Source organism: Serratia sp. T13T92 (genome assembly GCF_047530105.1).
GTDB lineage: Bacteria > Pseudomonadota > Gammaproteobacteria > Enterobacterales > Enterobacteriaceae > Chania > Chania fonticola.
Genome location: NZ_JBLJAK010000005.1, coordinates 25,953 through 52,103, shown reverse-complemented (window position 1 = coordinate 52,103; position 26,151 = coordinate 25,953). Strand labels below are relative to the sequence as shown.

Annotated in this window: 21 protein-coding genes; 19 read left to right on the top strand and 2 right to left on the bottom strand. The window is 54.0% G+C overall.

All coding sequences use genetic code 11. The features are described from left to right. Window positions 1-20: 20 nt before the first annotated feature. The 16 genes from ACMV5I_RS07555 to ACMV5I_RS07480 all read left to right on the top strand — a co-directional run bounded on the left by ACMV5I_RS07555 (window position 21) and on the right by ACMV5I_RS07480 (window position 18,774). A complete protein-coding gene (locus tag ACMV5I_RS07555) occupies window positions 21-2,168 on the top strand; it encodes a peptidase domain-containing ABC transporter (protein ID WP_414824039.1) in 2,148 nt (715 codons plus the stop codon). Continuing rightward, window positions 2,168-3,343 (top strand): efflux RND transporter periplasmic adaptor subunit, encoded by a 1,176-nt coding sequence (locus ACMV5I_RS07550; protein WP_121607715.1) that lies wholly within the window; start codon window positions 2,168-2,170, stop codon window positions 3,341-3,343. Before ACMV5I_RS07555 ends, ACMV5I_RS07550 begins: the two co-directional genes overlap by 1 nt. After that, on the top strand, window positions 3,336-5,291 hold the full coding sequence (locus tag ACMV5I_RS07545) for an ABC transporter permease (RefSeq protein WP_414824038.1): 1,956 nt from the start codon (window positions 3,336-3,338) through the stop codon (window positions 5,289-5,291). The genes ACMV5I_RS07550 and ACMV5I_RS07545 overlap by 8 nt, the downstream gene beginning before the upstream one ends. Then, window positions 5,288-6,679 (top strand): efflux transporter outer membrane subunit, encoded by a 1,392-nt coding sequence (locus ACMV5I_RS07540; protein ID WP_414824037.1) that lies wholly within the window; start codon window positions 5,288-5,290, stop codon window positions 6,677-6,679. Before ACMV5I_RS07545 ends, ACMV5I_RS07540 begins: the two co-directional genes overlap by 4 nt. A gap of 4 nt (window positions 6,680-6,683) precedes the next feature. Then, a complete protein-coding gene (locus ACMV5I_RS07535) occupies window positions 6,684-7,934 on the top strand; it encodes a beta-ketoacyl-[acyl-carrier-protein] synthase family protein (protein WP_414824036.1) in 1,251 nt (416 codons plus the stop codon). Between the two features lie 2 nt (window positions 7,935-7,936). Continuing rightward, window positions 7,937-8,740, top strand: a complete 804-nt coding sequence (locus tag ACMV5I_RS07530; protein ID WP_237734019.1) for a MaoC/PaaZ C-terminal domain-containing protein — start codon at window positions 7,937-7,939, stop codon at window positions 8,738-8,740. 15 nt (window positions 8,741-8,755) lie between these two features. Next, complete coding sequence (locus tag ACMV5I_RS07525; RefSeq protein ID WP_121607710.1) at window positions 8,756-9,004, top strand: acyl carrier protein; 249 nt, start codon at window positions 8,756-8,758, stop codon at window positions 9,002-9,004. Between the two features lie 4 nt (window positions 9,005-9,008). Further along, window positions 9,009-9,743: an SDR family oxidoreductase gene (locus tag ACMV5I_RS07520; RefSeq protein WP_414824035.1), complete on the top strand. Its 735-nt coding sequence runs from the start codon at window positions 9,009-9,011 to the stop codon at window positions 9,741-9,743. Between the two features lie 591 nt (window positions 9,744-10,334). Beyond that, a complete protein-coding gene (locus ACMV5I_RS07515) occupies window positions 10,335-10,883 on the top strand; it encodes a tyrosine-type DNA invertase (RefSeq protein WP_414824034.1) in 549 nt (182 codons plus the stop codon). A 499-nt stretch (window positions 10,884-11,382) separates the two neighbouring features. Beyond that, the gene (locus ACMV5I_RS07510; RefSeq protein ID WP_202727676.1) at window positions 11,383-11,907 is read left to right on the top strand and encodes a fimbrial protein; all 525 of its coding nucleotides are present in this window, start codon (window positions 11,383-11,385) and stop codon (window positions 11,905-11,907) included. Window positions 11,908-12,006: 99 nt separating this feature from the next. Next, window positions 12,007-12,681, top strand: a complete 675-nt coding sequence (locus ACMV5I_RS07505; RefSeq protein WP_414824033.1) for a molecular chaperone — start codon at window positions 12,007-12,009, stop codon at window positions 12,679-12,681. Between the two features lie 105 nt (window positions 12,682-12,786). Beyond that, window positions 12,787-15,339, top strand: a complete 2,553-nt coding sequence (locus tag ACMV5I_RS07500) for a fimbria/pilus outer membrane usher protein (RefSeq protein ID WP_121607706.1) — start codon at window positions 12,787-12,789, stop codon at window positions 15,337-15,339. Next, on the top strand, window positions 15,330-16,475 hold the full coding sequence (locus tag ACMV5I_RS07495) for a fimbrial protein (protein ID WP_414824032.1): 1,146 nt from the start codon (window positions 15,330-15,332) through the stop codon (window positions 16,473-16,475). The genes ACMV5I_RS07500 and ACMV5I_RS07495 overlap by 10 nt, the downstream gene beginning before the upstream one ends. 71 nt (window positions 16,476-16,546) lie before the next feature. After that, entirely contained in the window at window positions 16,547-17,086 is a 540-nt protein-coding gene (locus tag ACMV5I_RS07490; RefSeq protein WP_121607703.1) for a fimbrial protein, read from the top strand. Between the two features lie 359 nt (window positions 17,087-17,445). Beyond that, on the top strand, window positions 17,446-18,039 hold the full coding sequence (locus tag ACMV5I_RS07485) for a response regulator transcription factor (protein WP_237734020.1): 594 nt from the start codon (window positions 17,446-17,448) through the stop codon (window positions 18,037-18,039). Window positions 18,040-18,105: 66 nt separating this feature from the next. Next, on the top strand, window positions 18,106-18,774 hold the full coding sequence (locus ACMV5I_RS07480) for a response regulator transcription factor (protein ID WP_121607701.1): 669 nt from the start codon (window positions 18,106-18,108) through the stop codon (window positions 18,772-18,774). A 312-nt stretch (window positions 18,775-19,086) separates the two neighbouring features. Here ACMV5I_RS07480 and ACMV5I_RS07475 read toward each other — a convergent pair whose 3' ends face one another. Further along, complete coding sequence (locus ACMV5I_RS07475; protein ID WP_021179844.1) at window positions 19,087-19,638, bottom strand: tyrosine-type DNA invertase; 552 nt, start codon at window positions 19,636-19,638, stop codon at window positions 19,087-19,089. A 510-nt stretch (window positions 19,639-20,148) separates the two neighbouring features. Between ACMV5I_RS07475 and ACMV5I_RS07470 the strand changes: the two genes are divergently transcribed. Then, entirely contained in the window at window positions 20,149-21,801 is a 1,653-nt protein-coding gene (locus tag ACMV5I_RS07470; protein ID WP_202672065.1) for a multidrug ABC transporter permease/ATP-binding protein, read from the top strand. Window positions 21,802-22,168: 367 nt separating this feature from the next. Here the strand turns inward: ACMV5I_RS07470 and ACMV5I_RS07465 are convergent, their stop codons facing one another. Continuing rightward, on the bottom strand, window positions 22,169-23,383 hold the full coding sequence (locus ACMV5I_RS07465) for a CynX/NimT family MFS transporter (protein ID WP_414824031.1): 1,215 nt from the start codon (window positions 23,381-23,383) through the stop codon (window positions 22,169-22,171). A gap of 696 nt (window positions 23,384-24,079) precedes the next feature. Here ACMV5I_RS07465 and agaR point away from each other — a divergent pair. Further along, window positions 24,080-24,856, top strand: a complete 777-nt coding sequence (gene agaR / locus ACMV5I_RS07460) for a transcriptional repressor AgaR (protein WP_121607699.1) — start codon at window positions 24,080-24,082, stop codon at window positions 24,854-24,856. Window positions 24,857-24,876: 20 nt separating this feature from the next. Then, window positions 24,877-26,151, top strand: coding sequence for a D-tagatose-bisphosphate aldolase, class II, non-catalytic subunit (locus ACMV5I_RS07455; RefSeq protein ID WP_414824030.1), 1,275 nt, complete (start codon window positions 24,877-24,879; stop codon window positions 26,149-26,151).

Below are 26,151 nucleotides of genomic sequence, written 5' to 3'. Positions count from 1 at the left end.
GAAATTAAAGAAGTCAGATCATGGAAAAGATAATCCCGGCGCTGGTGTTTCAAGGCGAAACGAATGAATGTGGGCTGGCCTGCATCGCCATGATGGCGGAAACGCAGGGCATCAGTGCGCCATTGGAAAGCTTGCGTGAGCGCTATCCCGCCTCGCAACATGGCACTTCGCTGGCCACACTGTGCGACATTATGGCTGAACTGGCGATGCCCGCCTATCCCGTGGCCTTCGAGCACGGTGAACTGGCGGAAATACCGCTGCCTGCCATTTTACATTATGGGGCGAGCCATTATGTGGTGCTGGCCTACCGTAAAGGTAATCACGTTTGCGTGATGAACCCGGGCATTGGCCAGCAACTGTTGCCGATTGATGCGTTAAAAATGGAAATCAGCGGTTATGCGTTGGTGCTGGACAGTGAAACCCAGCCTGACCCCCAGGCGCTGGCCAATGTTCAGCCCAGTAAACGCTTCAGTGCGTCCGACACCATGAGCCTGAAAGAAACCGCACGTATCCCCGGTATTTACCGGCTGATGATACTGGCGTTTCTGATCTCTTTAACGCTGTTTATTATGCCGACGATGGTCAGCAGCGCTATCAACCAGGTTTTTTCCAGCGCGGGAGAAACCGACTTTCCTTACTTCTACTTCCTGTTGGCATTTGTCGTTTCGACCACGCTGGCCTTTGCCGTGCGTTGGATCACCGAGCGCTTTATCAAACGCTTTGTGGTGATCAACAGCGTGGCGGGATTCTCGCGCCTGCTCAGTAATTCGTTGAACTTCTTTGATAAACGCGCGCCGGGCGAAGTCTTCAGCCGTTTTTCCAACTGGCAGATGGCGTCGGGGACTAAAATCGAGCTGGATAACGGCCTGCGTACCGATTGGATCATCGGCGCTATCGCACTGGCGGTGATGTGCTACATGAGCCCACTGCTGGCCATGGTGTCTGGTGTGGGGGTCACTCTGATGGGGTTGGTCAGCGTCTGGGCTATCTATCGTGACCGTTTTTACACCCAACAGTTGCAGGTCAAGACCGCTGAGCAGAGCGACTTTATCCTGGAGAGTATTCAAGGGTTCTCCACCATCAAGTCCGCAGGGTTGGACAGCCAGCGCAAGGGGATGTTTGCCAAGTTTGCTCTGTCGCTGTTTACCTGTCGCCAGCAGCAGAAGATGTACGAGCAGGTCAAAAGCAGCCTCTATCAGTTGATAGGCAGTCTGGAGATGGTGTTCTTTATGTTGCTGGCGTTGCCGTTGCTGAAAAACGGCACTATCACGCTGGGTGAGTTCTTTGCCTACAGTTTTGTGCGTGAAATCTTCACCTCTTATATCACCAAGATTTTCTACTCCGTACTGCAAAAGAATCAGTTGCACGTGATCGATACCCGCGCCAGGGACTTGTTCCCATCACGGCCTGAACAGGATAGGGCGGAGGATGCGGTACCTGCACCGATCCCTAAATTCACTTCGCAGTTACGTTATAAAAATATCGCCTTTGCCTATGACGCCCAGCAGCCGGTATTGCACGACCTTTCCCTGTCGCTCAAACCCGGGAAAAGCATTGCTATTGTGGGTGAGTCGGGTGCGGGGAAAAGTACCTTGCTGAAGGTGATGACAGGCCTGATGACACCCCAGCAGGGGCTAGTGATTGTCGATGGCCAGCCGCTAGATTATCAGCAGGTGCACGCGCTTTTCTTCCTGCAAAGCCAGGAAGACATCTTGTTCAATGCCTCGGTGCTGCAAAATATCACTCTGTTTGATGAGGGGTTCGATGAGCGCAAACATCGGCAGATCGAGCGCTCCCTTGTAGGGCTGAATCTGAGCTCGGTGATAGAAAAACTGCCGGGGGGCTTGAATGCCCTGATCCGTGAGAGTCATGCCGGGCTATCGCTGGGGCAGCGCCAACGTCTGCTGCTGGCGCGGGCTATGTACAGCGATCGTCCGGTGCTGGTGCTCGATGAGCCTACGGCCAACCTGGATGAGGAAACGGCGCATCAGGTGATGACCACCTTGCTGACACATTGCCGCGAGCAGCATAAAACGTTGATCACCGTGACGCACAGCGAAAGCGTATTGCCGATGTTCGATCGGGTGTACCGCGTGAGCAACGGCCATGTAGTGAGCGTTGCTACGGAGCTTGAAGCGTCAGCAGCGTTAACCACGGCGGTGAGTTAATGAAGTTGAAAATGTTTGGCATGGATAAACGCAGGCTAGTGCCGATTGCCTTGCTGTGTCAGGTGGTGTTGATCGGCACGATCGCCTGGTTCATCGTTGGGCCTACGCACAATAATACCTATGACATCGAAGAGATCGCCCGTGGCGATATCGAGAAAACCGTGTTGGCCACCGGTATCCTCAAGCCGGCGCTGCAGGTCAGCGTCGGTGCGCAGGTCAACGGACAATTGCAAAAGCTGTATGTGAAGCAGGGCGATCGCGTCACCCGAGGGCAACTGCTGGCGGAAATCGATCCGACCTTACAACAGAATGAGTTGCGTAAATCGGAGGCTGCCTTGCAAAGCGCTCAGGCGCAGAAACAGGTCACCCAGGCAACGCTCAAGCAGTATCAGCAGGAATTGAAGCGTCAGATGAAGCTGGATCGTGATGGTTCAGGTGTGAAAAGCGATCTGGAGAAGGCGCAGGCGCAGTTCCAAACTCAGCTTGCCCAGTTGAAGGTCAACGATGCGCAGATCGTTCAGGCGCAGATGGAGCAGCAAACCGCGAAAGCCAATCTGGGCTTCACCCGCATCGTCGCGCCGATCGATGGCGAAGTGTTGGGGATCGTCACCAAAGAAGGGCAGACCATCGTATCGTCACAAACCGTGCCGACCATTCTGGTGCTGGCGGATGTGGACACCATGACGGTACACACCCGTATTTCGGAGACTGATATCCTGAAGGTACGCGTCGGGCAACCGCTGTGGTTCTACGTTGTTGCCGATCCCAAACAGCGTTACGAAAGCGTGATGGGCTCGATCCAGGAAGCCCCGAACGAAGCCTTGCAGGAAGGTAACTCGTCAGGCTCTGCCAATCAGCAAGCTTCGGCGGTGTATTACAGCGGCGTGTTTGCCATTGCCAACAGCAAACGTCTGTTGCGCACCTCGATGACCGCTCAGGTCTTTATTATCACCGAACAGGTGAAAAATGCCCTGCGCGTGCCGGTGGCTGCCTTCGGTGAACAACAGGGCAAAGATCGTTATCAGGTGCAGGTGATGAACGGCAAACAGCTTGAAACACGCTGGATCCGCATCGGCCTGAACGACCGCCAGTTTGCCGAAGTGAAAGAGGGGCTGAAAGAGGGTGACCGCGTAGTATTGGCGCAGCATGCCATCGGGAGTGCTAGCAATGGTTAAGCCATCCGCTCCCTTGATCGCATTGAGCGGGATCTCCCGGCATTTTGTCTCCGGGTTGCAGACCGTGGCGGTGCTGAAAAATATCTCTCTCTCCATTCAGCGTGGCGAAATGGTGGCGATCATTGGCGCTTCCGGCTCGGGAAAATCCACGCTGATGAATATCATCGGCTGCCTGGACAAGCCCTCGCAGGGGACGATGCAGATCAAGGGTATCGCCACCCAGCTTGCCAGCAGCGATCAGTTGGCCCAGCTACGCAGCCAGTACATCGGCTTTATTTTCCAGCGTTATCACCTGATGCCCTATCTGAGCGCTGCCGAAAACGTCGCCATTCCCGCCCTGTATACCGCGATGCCAGCGGCAGAACGCCAGACGCGGGCCGAATACCTGCTCACCCGGCTTGGATTGCAGCACCGAATGGATTACAAACCGGCGCAGCTCTCTGGTGGGCAACAGCAGCGTGTCAGTATTGCCCGCGCGTTGATGAACGGGGCGGAAATTATTCTGGCCGATGAGCCAACTGGTGCGCTCGACCGTGCCAGTGGTCAGGAGCTGATGGGGATCCTGCACTCGCTGCACCGGTCGGGGCATACCATCATTATCGTCACCCACGACCGGGACGTGGCCAATCAGGCTCAGCGCATTATCGAAATCAGCGACGGCGAGATCGTGGCCGACCAGCGTAATGAGGCGGTAGCCCTACAGGAAACCAAACCCGCGCTGCCGGTTGCCGCGGCTACCGGGCGCAACCCATTCTGGCCGAGCGTACAAGAGGCGGTCAAGATGGCCTGGCGTGCGTTGCTGGGGCACCGGGCAAGGGCCTTTTTGTCGATGTTGGGCATCATTATCGGCGTCTCTTCCGTGGTGTCGTCAATGGCGGTGGGTGAGGGCGCACGTCAAAATATACTGAATGAAATTAGCCAGTTGGGTAGCAGTACCTTAGATGTTCGCCCCGGTCTGGGGTGGGATAAACCGCGTCCGGATCTCGCCCGCTCGCTGACGGTGGCTGATGTTGAGCTGTTGGAGCACCTGCCTTATGTCGACAGCGTGTCGCCGGTGGTCAGTAAAACCGTGGCCGCGGTGCGCGGTGGCAAAGAGGCGATGGCTTCAATTTCCGGTATCAGCAACGCCTATTTTCGTGTGCAGGGCCTGAATTTCCTTTCCGGTAATGGCTTTACCCGGCGCGATCTGGATGAGCGTGAGCCGGTGGTGATTATCGATCCGCAATTACGCGACACGCTGTTTGAGCCGGATGAAGTGGCTGAGGGTGGGATCGTCCAGCTTGCGGGTACCCCTTACCGAGTGATCGGCGTTGCCGAACGTAAAGGCGGCAAATACAGCGGCATGATGTTGGGCGCCTGGATGCCTTATACCGCAGTGTTGGAGCGCATGTCCGGCGATATGCCGATCGAGTCGATTATGCTGCGTGTGCACGAAGGGACCTCGCTTATCGAAGTGCAGGGGCGCGTCGAACGGCTGTTGGAACAGGCGCATGGCCGGCGCGACTTTTTCACCCAGACCAATGACCAGATGACCAAAGCCATCCGTAAAGCCTCGGATTCCATGACGCTGCTGATCACCGCCATTGCCGGGATTTCACTGCTGGTGGGCGGGGTTGGCGTGATGAACATCATGCTGGTTTCTGTCACCGAACGTACCCATGAGATCGGCATACGCCTTTCGGTCGGTGCGCGGCCTGCGGACATCATGCGCCAGTTCCTGATTGAGGCGATGGTAATCTGCTCGCTGGGCGGGTTGATTGGCATTATTGGCTCTGGGCTGGCGGGAGTTATTTTCTCCCTGGTGACGCAGGAATTCACCATGATTTTTACCTGGCCGCCGTTGGTGCTGGCCTGTGGGTTCTCGGCGTTAATCGGCCTGGGGTTTGGTTTTTTCCCGGCGCGCAACGCGGCGCGACTGCATCCAACGGAGGCGCTGGCGCGCGAATGATGAAGAGCAAACTTCCTCTACTACTGTTGCCTCTGCTGCTGAGCGGCTGTGGCGCCTTGACGAAAAGTGACTATCAGCGGCCGATGCTGTCGGTGCCCGCCGAGTGGCGAGTGCAGGATACCGGGTCTGGCTATCTGCAACACACTGACCACTGGTGGGATAACTTCGAGGATCCGCAGCTCTCGATGCTGATCGGGCGCGCGCTGACCAGCAACAACGATCTGGCCATTGCCGGGCTGCAACTCCAGCAGGCGAGGCTGGCGGCCGGGCTGAAGAATACCAACCTGACGCCAACCGCGACGGCAAGCGGTAGGGTCAGTAATAGCAAGAATCTACATCAGAATACCGACTCTACAGAGTCCTACAGCAGTGGGCTGGAGCTAAGCTATGAATTGGATTTGTGGGGCAAACTGGCGCGAACCAGGGAGCAGGCGCAGTGGCAGGCTGAGGCTAAGGAACAGGATCGGCAAAATACCGCGCTGACGCTGATCGGCAACACGGCGCAGTATTATTGGCAGATCGCCAACCTTAATCAGCAAATCAAGCAACAGCAGGCGGGGCTGGAAATCGGCCGACAGACGCTGGCGATGGTGCAATCCCGTTATGACGCCGGTGCCGCCGGGCAACTCGACCTGCAACAGGCGCAGCAATCGCTGATCAATCGTGAGAACACCTACCGCACGCTGCAACAGCAGCGGGAAGAGAACCGTAATGCTCTGGCGATCCTGTTCAACCGTTCGCCCACCGATCGTCAGGCCGAACGCCGCTCCCTTGATATCACTCAGGAAGTGCCGGTAGCGAGCGCTTTGCCGGTAGAAGTCATTGCTCGTCGGCCTGATGTGCAGGCGGCAGAAAAGAACTTGCGTGCTGCGTTGGCAGGGTCGGATGTGGAGCGTTTGAACTTCTACCCTACGCTTTCGCTGAGTGCTTCACTCAATGCGGGCAGCACGATTTTCCAGCAGTGGTTCAGCAACCCGAGCAGAAGCTTGGAGAGCAGCGTTGCATTACCCTTCCTGAACTGGAATACCGTGCAACTGACCATCGAAATAGCCGATTTGGACGTCAAGCAGGCGGCGATCACTTTCCGCAGCCAGGTCTACAACGCGTTGGCCGACGTGGATAACGCGATGTCGCAACGGCTCAGCTATCAACAGCAAAAAATCAATCAGCAACGCAACCTGCGGCTTGGTCAGCAGCGTTTGGCGCTGGCCAACAGCCAGTATCAGGCCGGTGCAGCCTCCCTCCAGACCTTGCTGGATGCCGAGGATGCGTTATTGACCATCGAAAGCAATTTGTCAGATCTGCAGTACAACTACCTCAACGCCACCATGAAGCTGTGGTTGGCGTTGGGCGGCGGTGTGGAAAAAGACGGTGATATAACAGGATGAGATCATGAATAGAGAGGCTTTGCCACGTCGCGTGGTAGTTACAGGTTTTGGTGCGGTCACGCCATTAGGGATGAATACCGAGCAAAGCTGGGCGGCGATGATGGATTACCGCTTGGGTTATCGCTATTACGATAAATCTGCCGTGGGGATCCAGTCGCGTTTCTTGGGGGTGATCGACGACGAACCTGACTTGAAAGGGGTGCCTGCGGCGATCCGCCGCCGTTTGCCACGCTTTGCCCGGTTAGCCTTGGGGGCGGCCCGCGAAGCAATGGAGATGGCCTTCCATGGGGAAAGCCCGACGGCCTATTACGATCTGCTGGACTGCGGCACCATCATTGGCAGTGGCTGGGCGGGCCAGGATGAAATACAAAACAATCATGAGGACTTTTTGCGTGCAGGATTGGGTTCTCCCTTTGGGTGTTTCCTGTCCATGCCGAATGTCGCGACGGCCGCCTGTAGCCTGTTTTGGGGGCTGCGTGGCTATCAGAATAGCCCGATTGCGGCCTGCGCCACCGGGACGATCGCCATTGGCGATGCGTTTGAGGTGATCCGCAGTGGTCGAGCCTCGATGATGCTGGCCGGGGCAGGGGAGTCGTTAAGCAGCGACACTGCCGTCTGGAATATCGATGTGCTGCGTGCTTTGACGAGTGAGCAGGACGACATCAGCAAGGCATGCTGCCCGTTCAGCCTCGATCGTAACGGCTTTGTGCTATCCGAAGGTGCTGCCGTGTTGTGCCTGGAAGAGCGCGAAGCCGCACTGGCGCGTGGGGCAACCATCTTGGGGGAAATCAAGGGCTACGGCAATTACTCTGATGCCTTCGATTTTACCGCTCCCGCAGAAGACAAGCTTGCCCGGGTGAAAACCATCCAGCACGCCTTGCGGCAGGCCGGTGTGGCGGCGGAGGAGATTGACTATATCAATGCGCACGGCACCTCTACGCCACTCAACGATCTGAATGAAACCCAGGCGATCAAACTGGCCTTCGGCGAGGCGGCCTACAGCACGCCGCTTTCCAGCACCAAGTCTTACTCCGGGCATCTGATTGCGGCGGCAGGCAGTTTTGAATCCATCATCTGCCTGCAAGCGTTGCAGCATCAGCTGATCCCAGCCACCTGTCACCTGAAAAATGCTGACCCGGAGTGCGATCTGGATTACGTCAGCGAAGGGCACCGCCCGGCCCGGTTACAGAACATCTTGAATCTGAGTTTCGGCTTCGGCGGCGCTAACGCGGCGTTGGTTATCGGGCAGGCATAAGTATGATCTTCAACTACACCCTGCGCGATGCCGAGGAGTGGGCCGCCTTTTCCGGCGACTACAACCCGATCCACTTTGATCTGCAACACGTACGCAAAATGGGGGCCGATCAACTGAGCGTTCACGGGATGCGTGCGATGCTGGATGTGAAACGTCATTTGAGTGCGGTGTTGCTTGCGACTCCGCTGGAGCATGACTTTTATGTTTTCAGCACCCGCATGCGCCGACCGGTGCTGTGCCAGACCCCGTATCACTTGCAGATAGCGGGCAACGGCAAGCAGATCACCGGTGAGTTGCGGGATTGTGCCACGCAGGAAAGCTGCTTCAGCAGCAAGCTGGCTCCGGCCAGAACACTAGACTTGGTGGCTTCCGATCACGAACATGCGCTGACCGTTAACGAGGTGATGGCACTCTGCCAGCCGTTCCCGGGGCAGGCATCGGATGCCGCTCAGGCGTGGAGTTTCTTTGACGCCCTGCTGTTCCAACTGCTGGTGAAATCGCCGGAAACCGTGGCGATGCTGGCGACGACGTTGCCGGAACTGCAGGCCACCACGCTGATTGAGGTGTTTGCCCAGAGCCCTGTGGTACAGACGCATCATGAAACCCACTTCAGTGCCCGATTATTCAACCCCGAAGCGCTTTTTGCACCCGAAGATCGGCTGTACTACCGCATTCAGCCGATGCTGGTGATCGGGAATGTAAGCAGCGGATTGGTGTTACGCACGGTGATCGAGGCCAGAACGCAGCAGCATCCGCTGCTCGCGACTTCCGTCACCTTAAAAACATGGCCAGTGGCCGATCATTAACATAGGGATATAACCATGGAAAACCACCAACAGGTTTACGACACCGTCACGGAAATGATTTGTGATGCCAAAGATCTCGAGATGGCCGATCTGGCGCCAGAAATGCCCCTGCACCAGTTGAAGCTGGACAGCCTGGACTATGTGGAACTGATGGTATTAGCCAAACGCGAGTTTGGGGCCACGCTCACCGCCGAAATGTTCATCAATCAGCCGACTATGACGCTGGGTGAACTCTGTCAAAACCTGGCCGATGCGCAAAAGTAATCTCATGACTAAACAATGGGTGTTGGTGACCGGTGGGAGCCGGGGGATTGGCCGCGCATTGGTGGAAGAGTTGGCCAAGCAGTGGAACGTGGTGTTCACCTGCCGTAACGGCCAGGCGGCCGGCGCGGCGGTGATTGAAGCCTGCGCGGGTTTGCCGGGCTGGGTGGAAAGCTGCATCTGTGACGGCAGTGACGAGGTGGCGGTGAACCTTGTAGCTCCGCCGTTGCTGGCACGCCTCGGTGCGCCTTTTGCGGTGATCCATAACGCCGGGATCACGCTGGATGATTTGCATATCCAGCAAACCGGTGAGCGCTGGCGGCAGGTGATCGACACCAACCTCAACGCCATCTTCTACTGGAACCGCCACCTGCTGCCCGCCATGATGGCGCAGGGAGAAGGGGCGATGGTGCTGATGTCCTCGGTGACGGGCATCAAGGGCAACACCGGGCAAACGGCCTACGGGGCCAGTAAGGCGGCGATGATCGGCCTGGGGAAATCTCTGGCGCTGGAAGTGGCGCGCTTTGGTATCCGGGTGAACTGCCTGCTGCCCGGGATTATCGAAAGCGAGATGACGCAGGCTATTCCGCCGGAGGCGCTGAAGGCGCTGCGCAAGCAAATTCCTCTGCGTCGCTTGGGGAAAGCCAGCGAGGTAGCACGTACTACCGCGTTTCTCATCGGTGATGACAGCCGTTACATGACGGGGCAAATTTTGGTGCTAGACGGTGGTTTGACCGTCTGAGCGCGTTAATGCATTCTGTATCAAGTCGGGGCACTGTCTATCGGTGCCCCTTTTTATTGCCGTACGTTCCTGCGAATTTATTTTTCTCCGTTTGATTTTCAACCCAATCATTTTGCGTATTTTCCGATAAGGTCGCCTTTTTATATAGATGGTGGCTATGTTTTCAACTTATTTTATGTGCTTTTATTTTGGGATGATTCTCTGGCCGATCCGTTGTAGGACGCCTCTCCGTTTAATGTCCTATTGGTTGTCGGGGATGGGTATTATTCCATTTTCCATCAAGGTGCATTTATGTTGTATTTCTTGCTTTCATTATGTTGTTGTTATGTTGCATAACTCAACCCTGCTGTTTTATTAACCTATAACTGAGCTGAACTACTGATTTTAATCTAAGTGTTAGCTAAGTTGCGTTAGATCATGGGTAATTAGCATTGTTCCATGACCTGGCTGTTTCGTGATTACTTATCGGCTATACTCCGCTGAGGATCCAGGATGTTATCCGAAGGCAGGGGCAAATGCTCCTGAGCGTTGTTGTGGAAATAAAAGGGAGGAAAAATCCACATACTTTTGGTGAAAAGTCAAAGAGGTACTATGACCAGTCGTAAACATTTAACGCCTTCCGAAGTGGAAAAGCTGCTAGAGGCAACGCTGAAAGGCAAGAACCCAGAGAGAGATTACTGTTTGATTTATATGTGTTTTATTCATGGTTGCCGCGTGAGTGAAATCAATAGCTGGCGGCTGTCAGATATCGACCTTGAAGGTGGCAATATTTATATTCATCGATTGAAGAACGGCTTCTCAACGGTTCATCCTTTGTATGTGCGCGAGCGGAAATGTTTACAGCGTTGGATGGCCAAGAGAAAAAATTACCGTGGCGCGGATAGCGAGTGGTTGTTTCTTTCTAACCGGGGATCTCGTTTATCACGCCAGCGTATTTATTGGCTCATTCGTAATTACAGTGAGGCGGCCAATCTGGAGGTCAATGCACATCCCCATATGCTGCGTCATGGCTGCGGTTTTGCCTTGGCGGACCGGGGAATAGATACGCGCTTGATTCAGGATTTTCTTGGCCATAGGAATATTCAGAATACGGTGCTATATACGGCAAGCAATGCCAGGCGGTTCAAGGAAGTATGGTGATTTGAGTAAGGAAAATATGTCTAATGAGTCACTTTGAACTAAATTGCAACATACTCTAAGGATACTCAAAAATAATGTCAACACTAACTATTCAATAATTCATATTGATCGATAAATTCATTAAATAACAATGAGTTAAATTGTTTTTCCCATAAAAAACCCTCATCAAGCCTTAAGTGTTTTCTTACTTGACCACCTAAAAAAATCCAAGATCGAAACTCGCCTGTTTTATAACTAGTTCATAATCCTTTTATATTTGTAATTTGCAGAGCATTGAGCTATGCGTTGTTTGTTTTAAGGCCTTCCTTGGCACGTTAAACCAAAGGAGTCACTTTAGTTCAAAATGAATCGTTTGGCTGGAAAGGTATTACTGCCCCATTGCTATTTGCGGAGGCGTGTTTCAGTCGATGAACTAAATAAAAAGGAATGACATAGGGTTATGTCAAAAATAAACAAATGTGCGTATTTGAAGTGCATTATTTAAAAGGAAAAGTAGTATATGAACAAGAATCTGCTCGCCGTGGCTGTATTGGCTGCCTCCGCGTTTACCACCGCTGCGTTCGCTGCAGACGGCAAAGTCAACTTCGCTGGTGAAATCATCGATCAAGCTTGTACCGTGCATTCTGACTCAGAAAACCAGACCGTTACTCTGGGTAAAGTGTATGTCGGCGCATTCAAGGGTGGCGCTGGCGTCACTGCTGCCTCTAAGGATTTCTCCCTGATCCTGCAAGACTGCCCAGATACGGTTAAAGCGGCGACAGTGCGTTTTGATGGTATCCAGGTCGCGGGTAACGATGCCGTTCTGGCGCTGACCGATGAGCCAGGTGTTGCCACCGGCGTTGGTGTTCAGATTGCTGACAACAACAACAAAGTGATTAACCTGCACACGGATTCAAGCGTTTACCCGCTGAGCAATACCGAAGATAACGTGCTCGGGTTTGTTGCACGTTATTACGCGACTTCAGCCACCGTAACGGCTGGCAAGGCTAACGCAGTGAGCAACTTTACCATTATCTATCAGTAAGTTTTATCCGCTCGGCTGATACGGGCGGTATAAGGCTGGTCAGGGGAACGAAAGTCACCCCCTGGCCTTTCTCTCAATGGTCGAAGTGGTGAATAAGCAATGAAAGTCTGGCGGAGCACAATAGTCGCAGCGCTGTTACTAACCTTTGGTGCGCAGGTACAGGCGGGCATTATTGTCGGCGGAACGCGCCTGGTTTATGACGGTGGTAAAAAAGAAGCCTCCCTGGGGATCAATAATCCGGATAAGGTGCCTTATCTCATTCAGTCCTGGGTTGACACAAACGAAGGGGATACCTCCAAGGCACCATTTATCATTACCCCCCCTTTATTCCGTTTGGATGGCGAGCAGAATAATATCCTACGTGTAGTGCGTGCAGGGGGGAATTTACCGACCGATAAAGAATCTCTCTATTGGCTGAACATCAAATCTATTCCTTCGGCCAAGAAACAGGAAAACAGTTTGCAAATTGCGGTCAAGACGCGCATCAAGCTGATTTATCGCCCTCAGGGGTTACCCGGTACGTTAGAGGACGCCGCCAAGACATTGACCTGGCAGCGTAGCGGTAACGCGGTTCAGGTGACTAATGCATCGCCCTATTTTATCACTCTATTCTCAGTCAAGGTTAATGGTAGCCCGCTGAAAAGTGTCAGCATGGTTGCACCGAAGTCCAGTGCACGCTTTGAACTACCCGAAGGTAACTCTGGTGGGGCATTGAGCTGGGAAGTTATTAACGATTACGGCGGTATTACTAAACCGTTTATCGGGAATCTATAAAGGCATTCACCAGATTAAATACAGCTAATCCCTGCACAGGTAGTACAGGGAAGGGACGCGGCTTGCCGGAATTTACTGGCGCGGCTGATAAATGGAGTTAAATGGATGAAAAACCCGAAGCGTATAGGCTCGCGCGGATTTAACCGTACCCAGCTGGCGTGGTTAATCCCATGCCAGGTTGCCATGTTAATGGGAATGTCCGGTAGCGCACAGGCCCGCGATTACTTTAACCCGGCACTGCTGGAGCTTGATAATCCGTCTCAGCGAGGGGCTGATCTGACGGTGTTTGAAGATGGTCGGAGTCAGGCCCCAGGTACGTACCGGGTTGATATCTATCTTAATGGGGCGATGATCGATACCCAGGATCTTGATTTCTCCCTGCAACGGAGCCCGGCAGGTGAGGATAGCCTGCAGCCTTGCCTAAGCAGCGATATGCTTGAGGCAATGGGGGTGAAGATCGCTTCCTTCCCCGCTATCCCGGCCTCGGGGCAGTGCGTTAATCTGGCGCAGATCATTCCCCAGGCATCGGCCACGTTCCGTTTTAATCAACAGCGGTTGGATATCAGTATCCCCCAGGCGGCATTGAACTCGACCGTCCGTGGCTATGTTTCACCAGATCAGTGGGATCAGGGAATACCGGCGCTGTTGGTCAACTATAACTTTAGCGGTGCTAATAGCTGGGCACGAAGCAGTAAGGGCTCGGACAGCAATAGCTATTATCTCAACCTGCGTTCAGGGATCAACCTCGGCGCCTGGCGCCTGCGTAACTACTCAACCTGGAATCGTGACTCTGATGGTGAAAGCCACTGGGATTCCATCAATACCTATTTACAGCGCGACATCGTAGCGCTGAAGAGCCAATTGATACTGGGCGATAGCTCCTCTCAAAGTGAGGTGTTTGACAGCGTGCCTTTCCGTGGCGGTCAGTTAGCCTCGGACGATGACATGCTGCCAGAGAGTTTAAGGGGTTATGCACCGACGGTGCGCGGCATTGCCCGCAGTAACGCTCAGGTCACAGTTCGCCAGAACGGCTATGTCATTTATCAGAGCTATGTGCCACCTGGGGCCTTTGAAATCAGCGATCTCTATCCGACGGCGGGCAGCGGCGATCTGCAAGTGAGCGTTAAAGAGAGCGATGGCAGCGAGCAGAGGTTAGTGGTGCCGTTTGCTTCCGTCCCGGTATTACAGCGACAAGGACGTTTCAAATACAGCCTGACCAGCGGCCAATATCGTTCATCCAACAGTAACGTGGATGATACGTTGTTTACTCAAGGCACGGCGATCTACGGCTTGCCGAGGGGGGCCACTCTTTACGGCGGTGTGCAGGCCGCTAGCAAATATCAGGCACTGGCTTTCGGCTGGGGGCAAAACATGGGGGTTATCGGCGCGTTTTCAACCGATGTTACTCAGGCTTGGTCTAAACCTGAATTTGCTGCCAAAGAGCGCGGCCAGTCGTGGCGTATGCGTTACGGCAAGAACTTTGTTGAAACGGGTACCAGCTTCACCTTGGCCAGCTATCGTTACTCTACGGCGGGGTTCTATACGCTGCAGGAAACGTTAAATACCTATACCGGCGGCAAAACATCACAAAGTCAGAATCACAAGAAGAGTCGTGCTGAACTGTCGATGAGCCAAGCGTTATGGGAGGGGGCAGGTTCACTGTCGCTCAGTCTGTACAACGAAGATTATTGGAACGATCGGCGCCGTAACCAGTCGGTGAGCGTCGGGTATAACAATAGCTGGAACAGTATCAGCTATGGCCTGAACTACACCTTCAGCAGAGATGGTTATGACAGCAGTGGCGAACGCGTCAACTACGACGACCATATTCTCGCCTTTAATATCAGCATGCCATTGGGCGGAAGGCTGTCTGACAGCTATGCAAGCTACAACCTGAATACCAGCCGTAAAGGCACCACCAGTAACTCCGTCGGCCTTAACGGTACCGCATTACCCAGTAATAACCTGAGCTATAACGTCAGCCAGGGGTACACCAGCCAGGGAGTCGGGGCTTACGGCAATAGCAGCCTTGGCTATCGTGGCGGCTTGGGCAGAGTCAACGTGGGGTATGGCTATAACCGTTCCGATCAACGCCTCAACTACGGTGTACAGGGCGGGATCCTCTTGCACGAAGACGGTTTGACACTCTCGCAGCAGATGAATGAGACGGCGGTGCTGGTGAAGGCACCGGGAGCCAAGGGTGTCAATATAGCCAACCAATCAGGGGTGACTACCGACTGGCGTGGCTATGCCGTGGTGCCTTACGCCACGGTTTATCGCAAAAACAATATTGCGATAAACACCACTACTCTGCCAGATGATGTCGATATGACGATAACCAGTCAGACTGTGATCCCAACCCGTGGTGCCATCGTGCGCGCCGAGTTCAAACCTAATGTCGGCCAGCGGGTATTGATGACCCTGTTGAGGCAGGGGGCGCCAATACCGTTCGGTGCCACCGTAACCGATAGCAATGGGGGTGACAACGGCAGCATCGTCGGTGACGGTGGTCAGGTATTCCTCTCTGGGATGGCCGGTAGCGGCAAGTTGCAGGTCAAATGGGGCAACGCCGCGTCGCAACAATGCCAAGTGTCTTACAGTGTGCCGGAGCAAAAAGAAAGTGCCGGGATCCGTTTGATGAATGGCCAATGTTTATGAAGGCTTTAATGATGAATAAATGGAAATCGTTAGTGCATTATTCAGCCATCGGGGGAGTTATCGCCTTGGGGTTGGGGAGCCTGCCATCGGCGCAGGCCGCCATCGGGCAGTGCGAACCTGCAGGCTCGACTATGGGTTATCACTTTACGTTTAATCAGCTGTTCGACCATCCGGATAAGAACACGGCTGGCAAGACGTTTTATGAGGTGAATAAGGCCGAAAATGTGTGGCAGAACGAGGGGGACGGGTATCTGGTCAACTGCGACTGCGGTAGCGAAACTCGGATGAAAGAGTCGTTTATTATGGCTGTCCCAAGGGGGGCGCCTCTGCCGGATGGGGATGGTAGTAGGCAGTTCTATTCGTTGAGCGGTAGCGAGGATTTTTCTGCCGCTATGGAGGTGTATATTGCCGGTGCTGTCAATAAATATTTCCCTGTGCCTTTCCCCGGCAATGGATGGATAGGGAATGGCTTTTTTAACCGGCCACAGGATTGTAAGGGCGTACTCTATGATAGTGGTGCACAAGGATTAGTTCATCTCTATTTCAGGCAGGCGGTTATTGGCACGTCGACAATAACGCATTCTCCCCTGTTGGATGTCTATATTAATTCGGATCCCAATGTAGGCCGGGGGAGCAGACCAACGGCCTCAGTGAGCATGAGCGGTAAGATCACCGTGCCGCAAAAATGCGAACTTAAAAACCCAATGATTACCGTGCCCTTTGGCAGCATTATGTCCACCGATTTTAACGTTAAAGGCCAAAAGCCAAGTACCGTCCAGATACATGAAGAAACCCTGTATCTGGAGTGCACCAACCTGTCGACGCGCGCAAAAATCAGCTTGCTGTTTGAGGGCGAGGTGAATCCTCATGATCCCACGGCTCTTAAGACCACCACTACCAACGGTTCGGTGACGTCGGATAATGATGATATTGCGATCAGAATTGAAGAAAAACGTGGTGGAAACACCCAGGTTATTTCGCCTGGGGACAAACTGTCTATGGAAATGAATGGCTTGGGTAATATCGATAGTGATAGTCAGACGACATTGAATATCTACCCTATTAGCACGACCGGCAAAGCACCGAAAGTTGGAGACTTTGAGGCAACCGCGACTATTACGGTAAAAATGGAGTAATCCCATTTGCATCGGAAATCTCGGGCTTTCTGCGAAAGTAAGTTTAACTAAAATGGAGAAGGATATTTATTATGGATATGAAAGCAATTTTTAAAACGACTGCATTGTGCCTGGCTCTCGGTGGTATGGGGATCAGTTACTCGGCTCTGGCGGTCGATGCACGCATAAAGATCACCGGTACGGTTAAAGCTTCGCCGTGTTCGGTTGATGCCGTGGGGGGCGATGTCAATGTCAATCTGGGGGAGATCAAGGCACATACTCTGACCGCGGGTGCGGGGAGCGATTGGGAGAGTTTTAGTCTGGATCTGAGTGACTGCCCAGCTTCAACCACTAACGTGACGGCGGCATTCACCGGTACGGCAGCGGAGGAAAGCACGGATTTGTATAAGAACGAGGCGGCCAATCCTGCCGGTGCCGTGCAGATTGAAATGGTTGATGGCAGTTCATCAGCTAATCGCCGGTTGGGCAGCGGCAGTGATATGACCGTGGCTGTCGATCACTCCACCAGTAAGGCGAGCTTCCCACTGAAGGCGCGAGCTTTTAGCACTAACGGTGGTGCAACCCCAGGTAGTATTGAGGGCGTTGTGCAGGTGGCACTCACCTATCAGTAATCACCAGTAATACCCTCTAGCCATAAGAAAACCTGGCCCCACTTTTTTATGGTGGCTTTACCTGTGTCTGTTGGGTTAATTGCCTGGGGCTTATTAATTGTTGGTAGCTGACTTTATTTTCAATGTGTTGTTTGATCAATAAAAACAAGAAAAGATAGCCCTCATAACGATGAGAGGGAATGACATTTTTGCACACCAATTTATCAAGGAAGTAAAAAAGGGTATTTAGCAGAAATGGGAGGTTTAATATGACAGTGGTTCATACTTATCAGAGAGGGAGTGCGCATTCCCCCAGCCCTTATGGGCTAAAAGGGGACGGTGTGATTGTAATGGAATCTTGCCCCATCACGGCACTCGGAATGCGTAATATTTTGGCCCAGTCCTGTGGCCTGACGGATGAGGTACAACGGGTCAGTAATCTGGAGCAAATCCCAGGATTGATGCGCCACCGCCCGGCCCGGCTGTTGATTATGGAGCTGTGTGGTGAAGAAGAGTCGGTTCTGGATGGTTTAAGGCTGATTGCACAGTGCCTGGAGCATTGGCCAACCACGGCGATGATCGTGTGTACCGCTCTTGACGATCCTCGGGTGCTGCAATTGCTGACCGCATCAGGCATCAAAGGGCTGGTGCTCAAACAGGAGCCTGGCGTTGCGCTGGCGCAATGCGTAAAGCAGGTCTTATCGGGCTGTCGTAGCTATAGCCATAAGGTGCGGCAAATGCTGAGCAGTCAGTCTGCCATTGGCAAAGCCTTGACGTCCCGTGAACTGGATGTGTTGACGCACCTGTTTTCTGGCAAAAGCGTGACCACCGCGGCGTTGATGATGCACCGTGATGTCCGCACCGTCAGCACTCACAAGCGTAATGCGATGCACAAGTTGGGCTTTCAGAATGATGGTGAACTTTATTTGCAAGGCAAGTGGATGGCAAAGACCGGCCCGGTGTTTGCCCGCTAACCCTTGATACCGCTATGCACTTATTCTCTGGATGGAATCAACGAGATATTTATACAGGAGTCGTCTATGCAACCGTTGTCACAAAAGCCGCTTGGCTTGGCGTTAATGGATCGCAGCCCACTCACACTTACTGGGCTGTCTTGCTTTATTGGCACGCTTAACGTCGCCAATGAGATTATTGTGCAGGAAACCAGCATGGCTGCGGTTGCCGAAAGGTTGCTGTACCAACCTGTCGATATTCTCATCACTGAACTCAATGGACTGAATGAAACCATCGCGCAGTGCCGTGAAGTTCTACTTAATCTGTGCGCGCAGCAGCCTGAGTTACGGGTCATTGTTTACACCCGCAGCCAGACAGGGGAGGACCTGTGCAAGCTGCTTGATGTGGCCAATATCAGCGTGGTATCCCGTGGGGATGAGTTGCCGCTGGTCGGGGAGTTCTTTCACCGGGTATTTAACGGTGAGCGCGTATTAAGCCCGTTGATCGGCTCTTATCTGGCGCGTAGCGATCCTGAAGATGTTTCAAGCCTGCATCATCTGACCCGTTGCGAAAATGATGTCCTTTCGTTCTTGTTCAACGGGATGAGCCTGCGGGAAATTGCTGAACTGCAACAACGCAGCATCAAGACCATCAGCGCGCATAAATGTAATGCCATGCGCAAACTGCAGGTTAAAAACGACAGCGAGCTGTTCTCGCTGAGAAAAAACATTAGCCAGCAGTTTGCCGGTGATTAATGGCTGGAAATCGCTTGATGCCCCGCCGTGCTGTCATCAAGTATGGCGGGGCATACCGCAGAGCTGACGGCACGGTACCTCGATCATCCAGCTATCCATAGATATTCAGACCGGCATTCTCGGAGCTGCCAAATCACGGCAGTATCAGGGTGATCGTGCCGCCAAGTTTGGCTTATGGCAATAAAGGCAGCCCCTGATATCCCATCGTGATCGGCTATGATATATAACATAAGAATATTGGCTGCTGCACAGCTAGCTACACTTGCGAAGTAAAGAATGCGGTGCCAGTTTGAATCGGTGGCCTGCGTTGGGTTAAATATGTATTACCCGAAAGCGTTCAACATTGCTGGCAGTATAAATAACGGTGTTCTGAATGTTGCGATGGCCCAGGTAATCTTGAATGAGTCTGGTGTCGATCCCTCTATCTGCCAGGGCATAGCCGCAGGAGTGGCGTAGCATATGGGGATGGACCTGGACGTCGATACCGGCTAATTCACCGTAGGACTTTATTAATCGGTAAAGTTGTTGGCGTGAAATTTGCCCACCGTGGCGAGAAAGAAACAGCCAGGGGCTATCAGGTTCCAGGTAGCTTGGGCGCTTTGCCAGCCAGCGGCCCAGCGCGATACGTTCGCGGATTTGAATAGGATGCTGGACCGAAAAACCGTTCTTTAGGCGGGATACGTGTAAGCGGTTGGTGGCCAGGTCAATATCCTCCAGCCGCAGTCCCCGTAGTTCGCTGACGCGTAACCCATGAATAAAGCACATCAACAGCATACAGCGATCGCGGCAACCGTTGGCGCCGTCCGGGACGGCGGAGATCATTCTCTCAATTTCAATATGGCTGAGATATTTGCGTTTTGTCATTCTCTATCCCTAAGTTAAATAAAGCAAATATGGCGTGTGGTTTATTCATTTAAACATTGAATACCCTTATCAGCAAACAAAATAGCAGTGTTACTGCGGGGTTAATCCTGCCGTATTATCCTATTACTAGGGGCGACGGGGGGTTAATGGTTATTTATTAAGAAAAAATCAACTCACTTGATCATCAGGAAATCCTGTTTGATGGGTTTGAAAAGCGTATGTTTAGAAATGATTTAACTAATCTAACTGTTTAGCTGTTTATCTAATACGGTTTGAACATATTTGGGTTTATGCCTGTTTTTGAGATTTTTATTATTGTGTTAATAATATTTTTTAGCCCGATAAGCAGCTGCTTGCCCTCTATTTTCTTTAGTTATCGCCCCGCGTTTGGCCAGCACGGACAGGCCAGGGCCAGCATCTGCTCACCTAACAAAATGAGAATTGTTATTGATATCACGCTTTCGCCCACTACAATGCCCGCCAGTGCATGATTTTTGAATAGGGTTTCTGATGGAGTTGTTACGGGTGGTGTTCCAGCAGTATCGCTGGCCGTTTCTGGCGGTAATGGCGTTAACCATGGCCAGTGCGGCGTTGGGGATTGGCATCATTGCATTTATTAACGTGCAATTGATGGGCGCGGCGGGTAACCCGCTAGTGGTGTTGCCACAGTTTCTCGGCCTGTTGGCCCTGTTGATGGCGGTTACGCTCGGCTCTCAGTTGGCGTTGACCACTTTAGGGCACTATTTTGTTTACCGGCTGCGTGGTCAACTGGTGAAGCGCATATTGGATACCCATATTGAACGGTTGGAGCAGTTGGGCAGTGCCTCGCTGCTGGCTAGCCTGTCGAGCGATATCCGCAATATCACCATTGCTTTTGTCCGCCTACCGGAGTTGGTTCAGGGGGTGATCCTGACCTTGGGATCGGCTGCCTATCTGGGCTGGCTGTCGCCTGCCATGCTGGGCGTGACCGCGATATGGGTGACGATCACCATTTTGGGCAGTTGGTATCTGGTCTCGCGGGTTTATAGCCACCTGAGCAGCGTGCGCGAAGCGGAAGAGCGGCTCTATCTGCATTATCAAGCGGCGATCGACGGGCGCAAAGAATTGGCGCTGAACCGCGATCGGGCAAAAATGCTATTCCAGCAGGCTTACCAGCCCGATGCCGGTGACTACCGTTACCATATTATCCGTGCAGATACTTTCCACCTCAGCGCCGTAAACTGGTCAAATATCATGATGCTGGGCGCCATCGGCTTGGTGTTCTATATGGCAAACAGCCTGGGTTGGGCGAACACCACGGTGGCGGCGACCTACTCCCTGACCTTATTGTTCCTGCGTACCCCCTTATTACAGGCGGTTGGGGCATTCCCAACGCTGATTGCGGCCGAAGTGGCCTTCAATAAAGTGAAGGCGCTCAAACTGGCGGACTATGATCCGGCATTTCCGGCTCCACAGGCTCGCGCGTGGCAAACGCTGGAACTGCGCGACGTGGCATTCCACTATGCGGCGGGTGAACAGCAATCAGGGTTTGCGGTTGGGCCGATCAATTTGACGTTACGGCGGGGCGAACTGGTGTTCCTGATTGGCGGAAACGGCAGCGGTAAATCGACGCTGGCCATGCTGCTCACTGGGCTGTATGTGCCCGTTAGTGGGCAGATCCTGCTGGATGGTCAACCGATTACGGTTGCCGATCGTGAGGATTATCGTCGCCTGTTCTCTGCCATCTTTACGGATTTCTACCAGTTTCATCATTTGTTGGGGCCGCAAGGGGAACAACCGGACGCCGAACTGGTGGAAACCTGGTTGCAGCGCCTGAAAATGAAAAGCAAATTGGAGTTCGACGGTACGCGCGTCACCAATCCGCAACTGTCACAAGGGCAGCGAAAGCGCCTGGCCCTGTTGTTGGCGGTGGCTGAAAAACGGGATATTTTGCTGCTGGATGAGTGGGCGGCGGATCAGGATCCCCAGTTCCGCCGTACTTTCTACCGCGAGTTACTGCCTCAGCTGCGCGAAATGGGAAAAACCGTGTTTGCCATCAGCCATGACGACCATTACTTTGAACATGCGGATCGCCTGCTGCAAATGCGAGATGGGCATCTGAGCGAACTGATTGGGGATGAGCGCCATCAGGCGAGCCGAGACTCCGTTAGCCAGCTTGATTGAATTGCTGAATTTGTCGGGGCGCACATGTTCGCCCCGACATGGCTAGCCGGTTGAGAAATATCTGTCGTCCCATAGGCCAGGGCTTGTTGAGTGATTGCTTATATCGATAATCAAAATCGCCGCCAATGATTTACTCTGTGTCTAGGGGAAAACGGTACATGGCCTTGCGCCCGTGGTACCGATTTCAATGGGCAACAGGGTAGTCAGGGGGAGCAGGAACGCGCCGATGGACAATCAATCACTTATTCCCACCACAGAGGCTCCTCTAGCGGAAACGCTAAGATTTCCGCCATCCTGGAATCTCAATGAGCGGCAACAGCGCTTTATCGAAGATCTTTGGCTGGTGGAAGATCCTGCCGTGCCCGGTTCAGCCGATAATCTTGCGGCGCCCGGCCAGGATGCCGAATAGCATCTGCAGCAGCGTTAACCCCAGCAAAATCGTCAATGGCACCGTCCAGCCTTGCGTCAAATCATGCACCAGGCCAAACAAGGTCGGCCCCAAAGCGGCCAGCAGATAGCCGATGGACTGCGCCATCCCTGACAGCACCGTTGCCTGATGATGGTGCTGGCTGCGCAGACCAAAGAAGGACAGCGCCAGCACCAACGAACTCCCCGCCCCCAGCCCGGCAAATATCAGCCAGATCAGGGAGTGGGCAGGCAGCAACAGCAATCCGCCGACGCCAATAAAGATCAATAGCGAACTGACCAGGGCGATCCCACGCTGGTCGCGCGCGCGCGGCAGTGCGAACACCATCACAAAGTTGGCGGCGATCGCCACGATTTGATAAACAAACAGCTCGAACCCCGCCTGCTGCGGTGAGGTGCCGTGGCTGGCGGCAAAGGCGCTGAACCAACCGATAATGGTGTAGAAGGTGATGGACTGCAGCCCCATAAACAGGGCCACCTGCCAACCCAGGGCGCTGCTCCAGGGAGAGCGAAAGGTTTCTGCGGCCACCGGCGAGCCGGTGCGGGTAGCCGGGGTGGGCTTGCGTTTCAGTTGGGGTAGCCAGATCGCCAGCGCGATAAACGCCGGCAGGCTCCAGCATAGCAGTGAAAAACGCCAGCCGTTATCGTTGAATGCCGCTAACGGCACCGCCATGCCGGAGGCGATAGCGGCCACCAGTGACATCACGGCCGCATAGGTACTGATCATCACCGCAGCCCGATGAGGAAAATCGCGTTTTACCAGCGTTGGTAGCACCACGTTGGCAAAGGCGATGGCCGCGCCGATCAACACCGTTCCCAACCACAGCATGCCATCCCACGGTTGGGAACGTAGCACGATCCCGGCGACCAGCAGCACCAGCGCCAGCCCAAGCGTGCGCTCAATCCCGATGCGCTTGGCCAGCGATGGCGTTAATGGTGATAACACCGCAAACAGGATCAGCGGCAGGGAGTTGAGTAACCCGGCGGCGGTGGCAGAAAGCATCAGCTGGTGCTGGATCTGTTCCAGTAACGGGCCTACGCTGGTTAAAGGGGCGCGCAGGTTAGCTGCCACCAGCATGATGCCGGCCAGCAATAAGAAACGCGCCAAACGACTGTGTTTAACAACACAATTTGCGGATGGTTCGGGTTGGGGCATGAGATCCTCGCATCAGGCATGCAGCCAATCATTACTGCACGACGAGATGCGTTGATTGACGTTAACGCTTACGTACTGGCAGGGCTGCCAGTATCTGCGTGCCAGTTTAGGAAAGATCGCCTCGCCTGACAAGAGGTTAAGGAAACCGCGCCTTGCCCACACCAAGTGACTTTGATCAACGCGAGGGAAACTATTGCTGGCAGCATTGCCCGCCATAACGGATAGTAACGGCAGTAAACTTATTGTGAGGAATCGCTATGTCTTCTTTCTACAGCCCCCGCCGTATTGTGCTTTACACCATCGCCGTGATCGTAATTTTGGTGATTGTCGGTCTGGTGACCCACCTGGGTGTCGGTTGGCTAAACTGAGCCAATTAACAGTTTTGTGATGTTGATCACCTAAGGAAAGAAAAGCCTTTTCGCTGCTGCCCGCCAAAGCCGCTTTCACTGTGCTATTTTTCACATACTCTTAACCTGCCGCCCTATCGGCCTGCGGCAGATTTCACTTTTCTCGCGCCCGGCGAGGAAATAGTTTCATTTCGTTTCGATCCGAAAGCTTTTTACCCCCATTTGCTGCTAAAACTGCCCTGTAACCCCGATCACAATTTCATTGCTTTCGCTTTGTTGTAATACCGCCGCAGTAGAGCGAAAGCCATCATCTCCCGGCCAAAACCGGAAACCTGAGGACCTATTGCTCATGCCAGTGAACACCGCTAAACGACGTGAACACATCATCGATCTGCTCTGCGAGCACGGAAGCGTGCGGGTGGAACAGCTCAGCAAACAGTTTGCCGTTTCCACGGTGACGATCCGCAACGATCTGCGCTTTCTGGAACGTAAAGGCTGTGCGCTGCGTGCCTATGGCGGGGCGATGCTCAACCAGCAGTTTGCCTTTGACCGCCCGTTACATGACAAAGGGCGTTTGAACCGCGATGTGAAATCACAGATTGCCTGCCGAGCGGCAAGCTATGTGCGGGACGGTGATGCGCTGATCCTGGACTCCGGTTCCACCACGGCCCAGATCGTGCCCTGGTTGAAACCGCGCCGCGATCTGGTGGTGATGACCAATGCGCTGAACATTGCCTATGAGCTTTCAGGTTACGACGGGGTGGAAGTGATGGTGTTGGGGGGAAGTGTCCGGCAGAACTCCTATTCGCTCTATGGCCCGGCTGCCGAGCAGCAATTGCGCCAGTACCGCTTCGACAAACTATTTTTGGGCGTCGACGGTTTCGATCTGGTTGCGGGGATCACTACGCCTCACCCCGGTGAGGCACACCTCAATCGTGTGATGTGCGAGGTGGCGCGCGAAATTATCGCGGTAGCGGATGCCAGCAAGTTTGGTCGCAAGAGCTTTTGCATGATCCGCGAAGTCGGGCAAATTCATCGGCTGATCACAGATAGCCGTCTTCCACAAGATTATCAGCTGGCGCTCAGCGATTTAGGCGTAGATGTGGTGATAGCCGATCGCGACTAGGGCGCCCTCATGGGGGATTCATGCAGCAGTGGTTACAACTGGTAGCACAGCACAAGGCCGGCCAGCCGGTGGGGATATTTTCCGTTTGCTCCGCGCATCCTTGGGTATTGCAGGCCGCTTTGCGGCAAGCAAAGGCACGTGGCACACCGGTATTGATCGAGGCGACGTCAAACCAGGTTAACCAGTTTGGCGGCTACACCGGCCAGACCGCCGCACAGTTTCGTGATGCACTGTGGCAGATGGCGGATGATATCGGGTTGCCAAGGAGCGCTATTTGGCTGGGGGGCGATCATCTTGGCCCCAACGCCTGGCAAGACCGCCCGGCATCAGAGGCGATGGCGCTATCCGAAACCCTGATTGACGACTATGTGCGCGCCGGATTTCGCAAGATCCATCTCGACTGCTCCATGTCCTGCGCTGACGATCCTACCCCGTTGGGAGATGAAGTGGTGGCACAGCGTGCGGCGCGCCTGTGCGCGGTGGCGGAACGAGCCTGGCAGCAAGCGGGTGGTGAAGCTCCGGTGTATGTGATCGGAACCGAAGTTCCGGTACCGGGTGGAGCGCAGGAAACGCTGCAAGGCATCCAGGTGACTACGCCACAGGCAGTCTCCGTCACGTTAGAGGCGCACCGTCATGCCTGGCAGCAGGCGGAGCTGAGCAGCGCCTGGTCACGAGTGATCGCCTTGGTGGTGCAACCCGGCGTTGAGTTCGACCATCACAGCGTCGAACATTACCAACCGCAGGCGTTGAGCCGCTTTATCGAGCGCCAACCGGGGCTGCTGTATGAGGCCCATTCGACCGATTACCAGGCACCGAAGGCCTATTCGCAGCTGGTGCGTGACCATTTCGCCATTCTGAAAGTTGGCCCGGCGCTCACCTTTGCGCTGCGTGAGGCGCTGTTTGCCCTCGATCGTATCGAGCGTGAATGGTTAGGGGAGCATCGTTCGGCCCAACTGTGCGCCACGCTTGAGCAGGTGATGCGCGAACAGCCGCAACAGTGGAGCCGCTATTATCACGGCAGCCCGCATCAACAGTATCTGGATCGGCACTACAGCCTGAGCGATCGCGTGCGCTATTACTGGCCGCAGCCACAGGTTCAGCAGGCCGTGGATGCGCTGATGGACAATCTACGGCGTAACCCAATCCCGCTGGCCTTACTCAGCCAGTATTTACCCGATCAGGCGCGGGCCTTGAATGCCGGTGAGCTGAGCCAGGATCCGCAAGATTGGGTGATCCACAAAATTACCCAGGTGCTCGACGACTACCACTCAGCCTGTTACCCGGAGGTGCGCTGA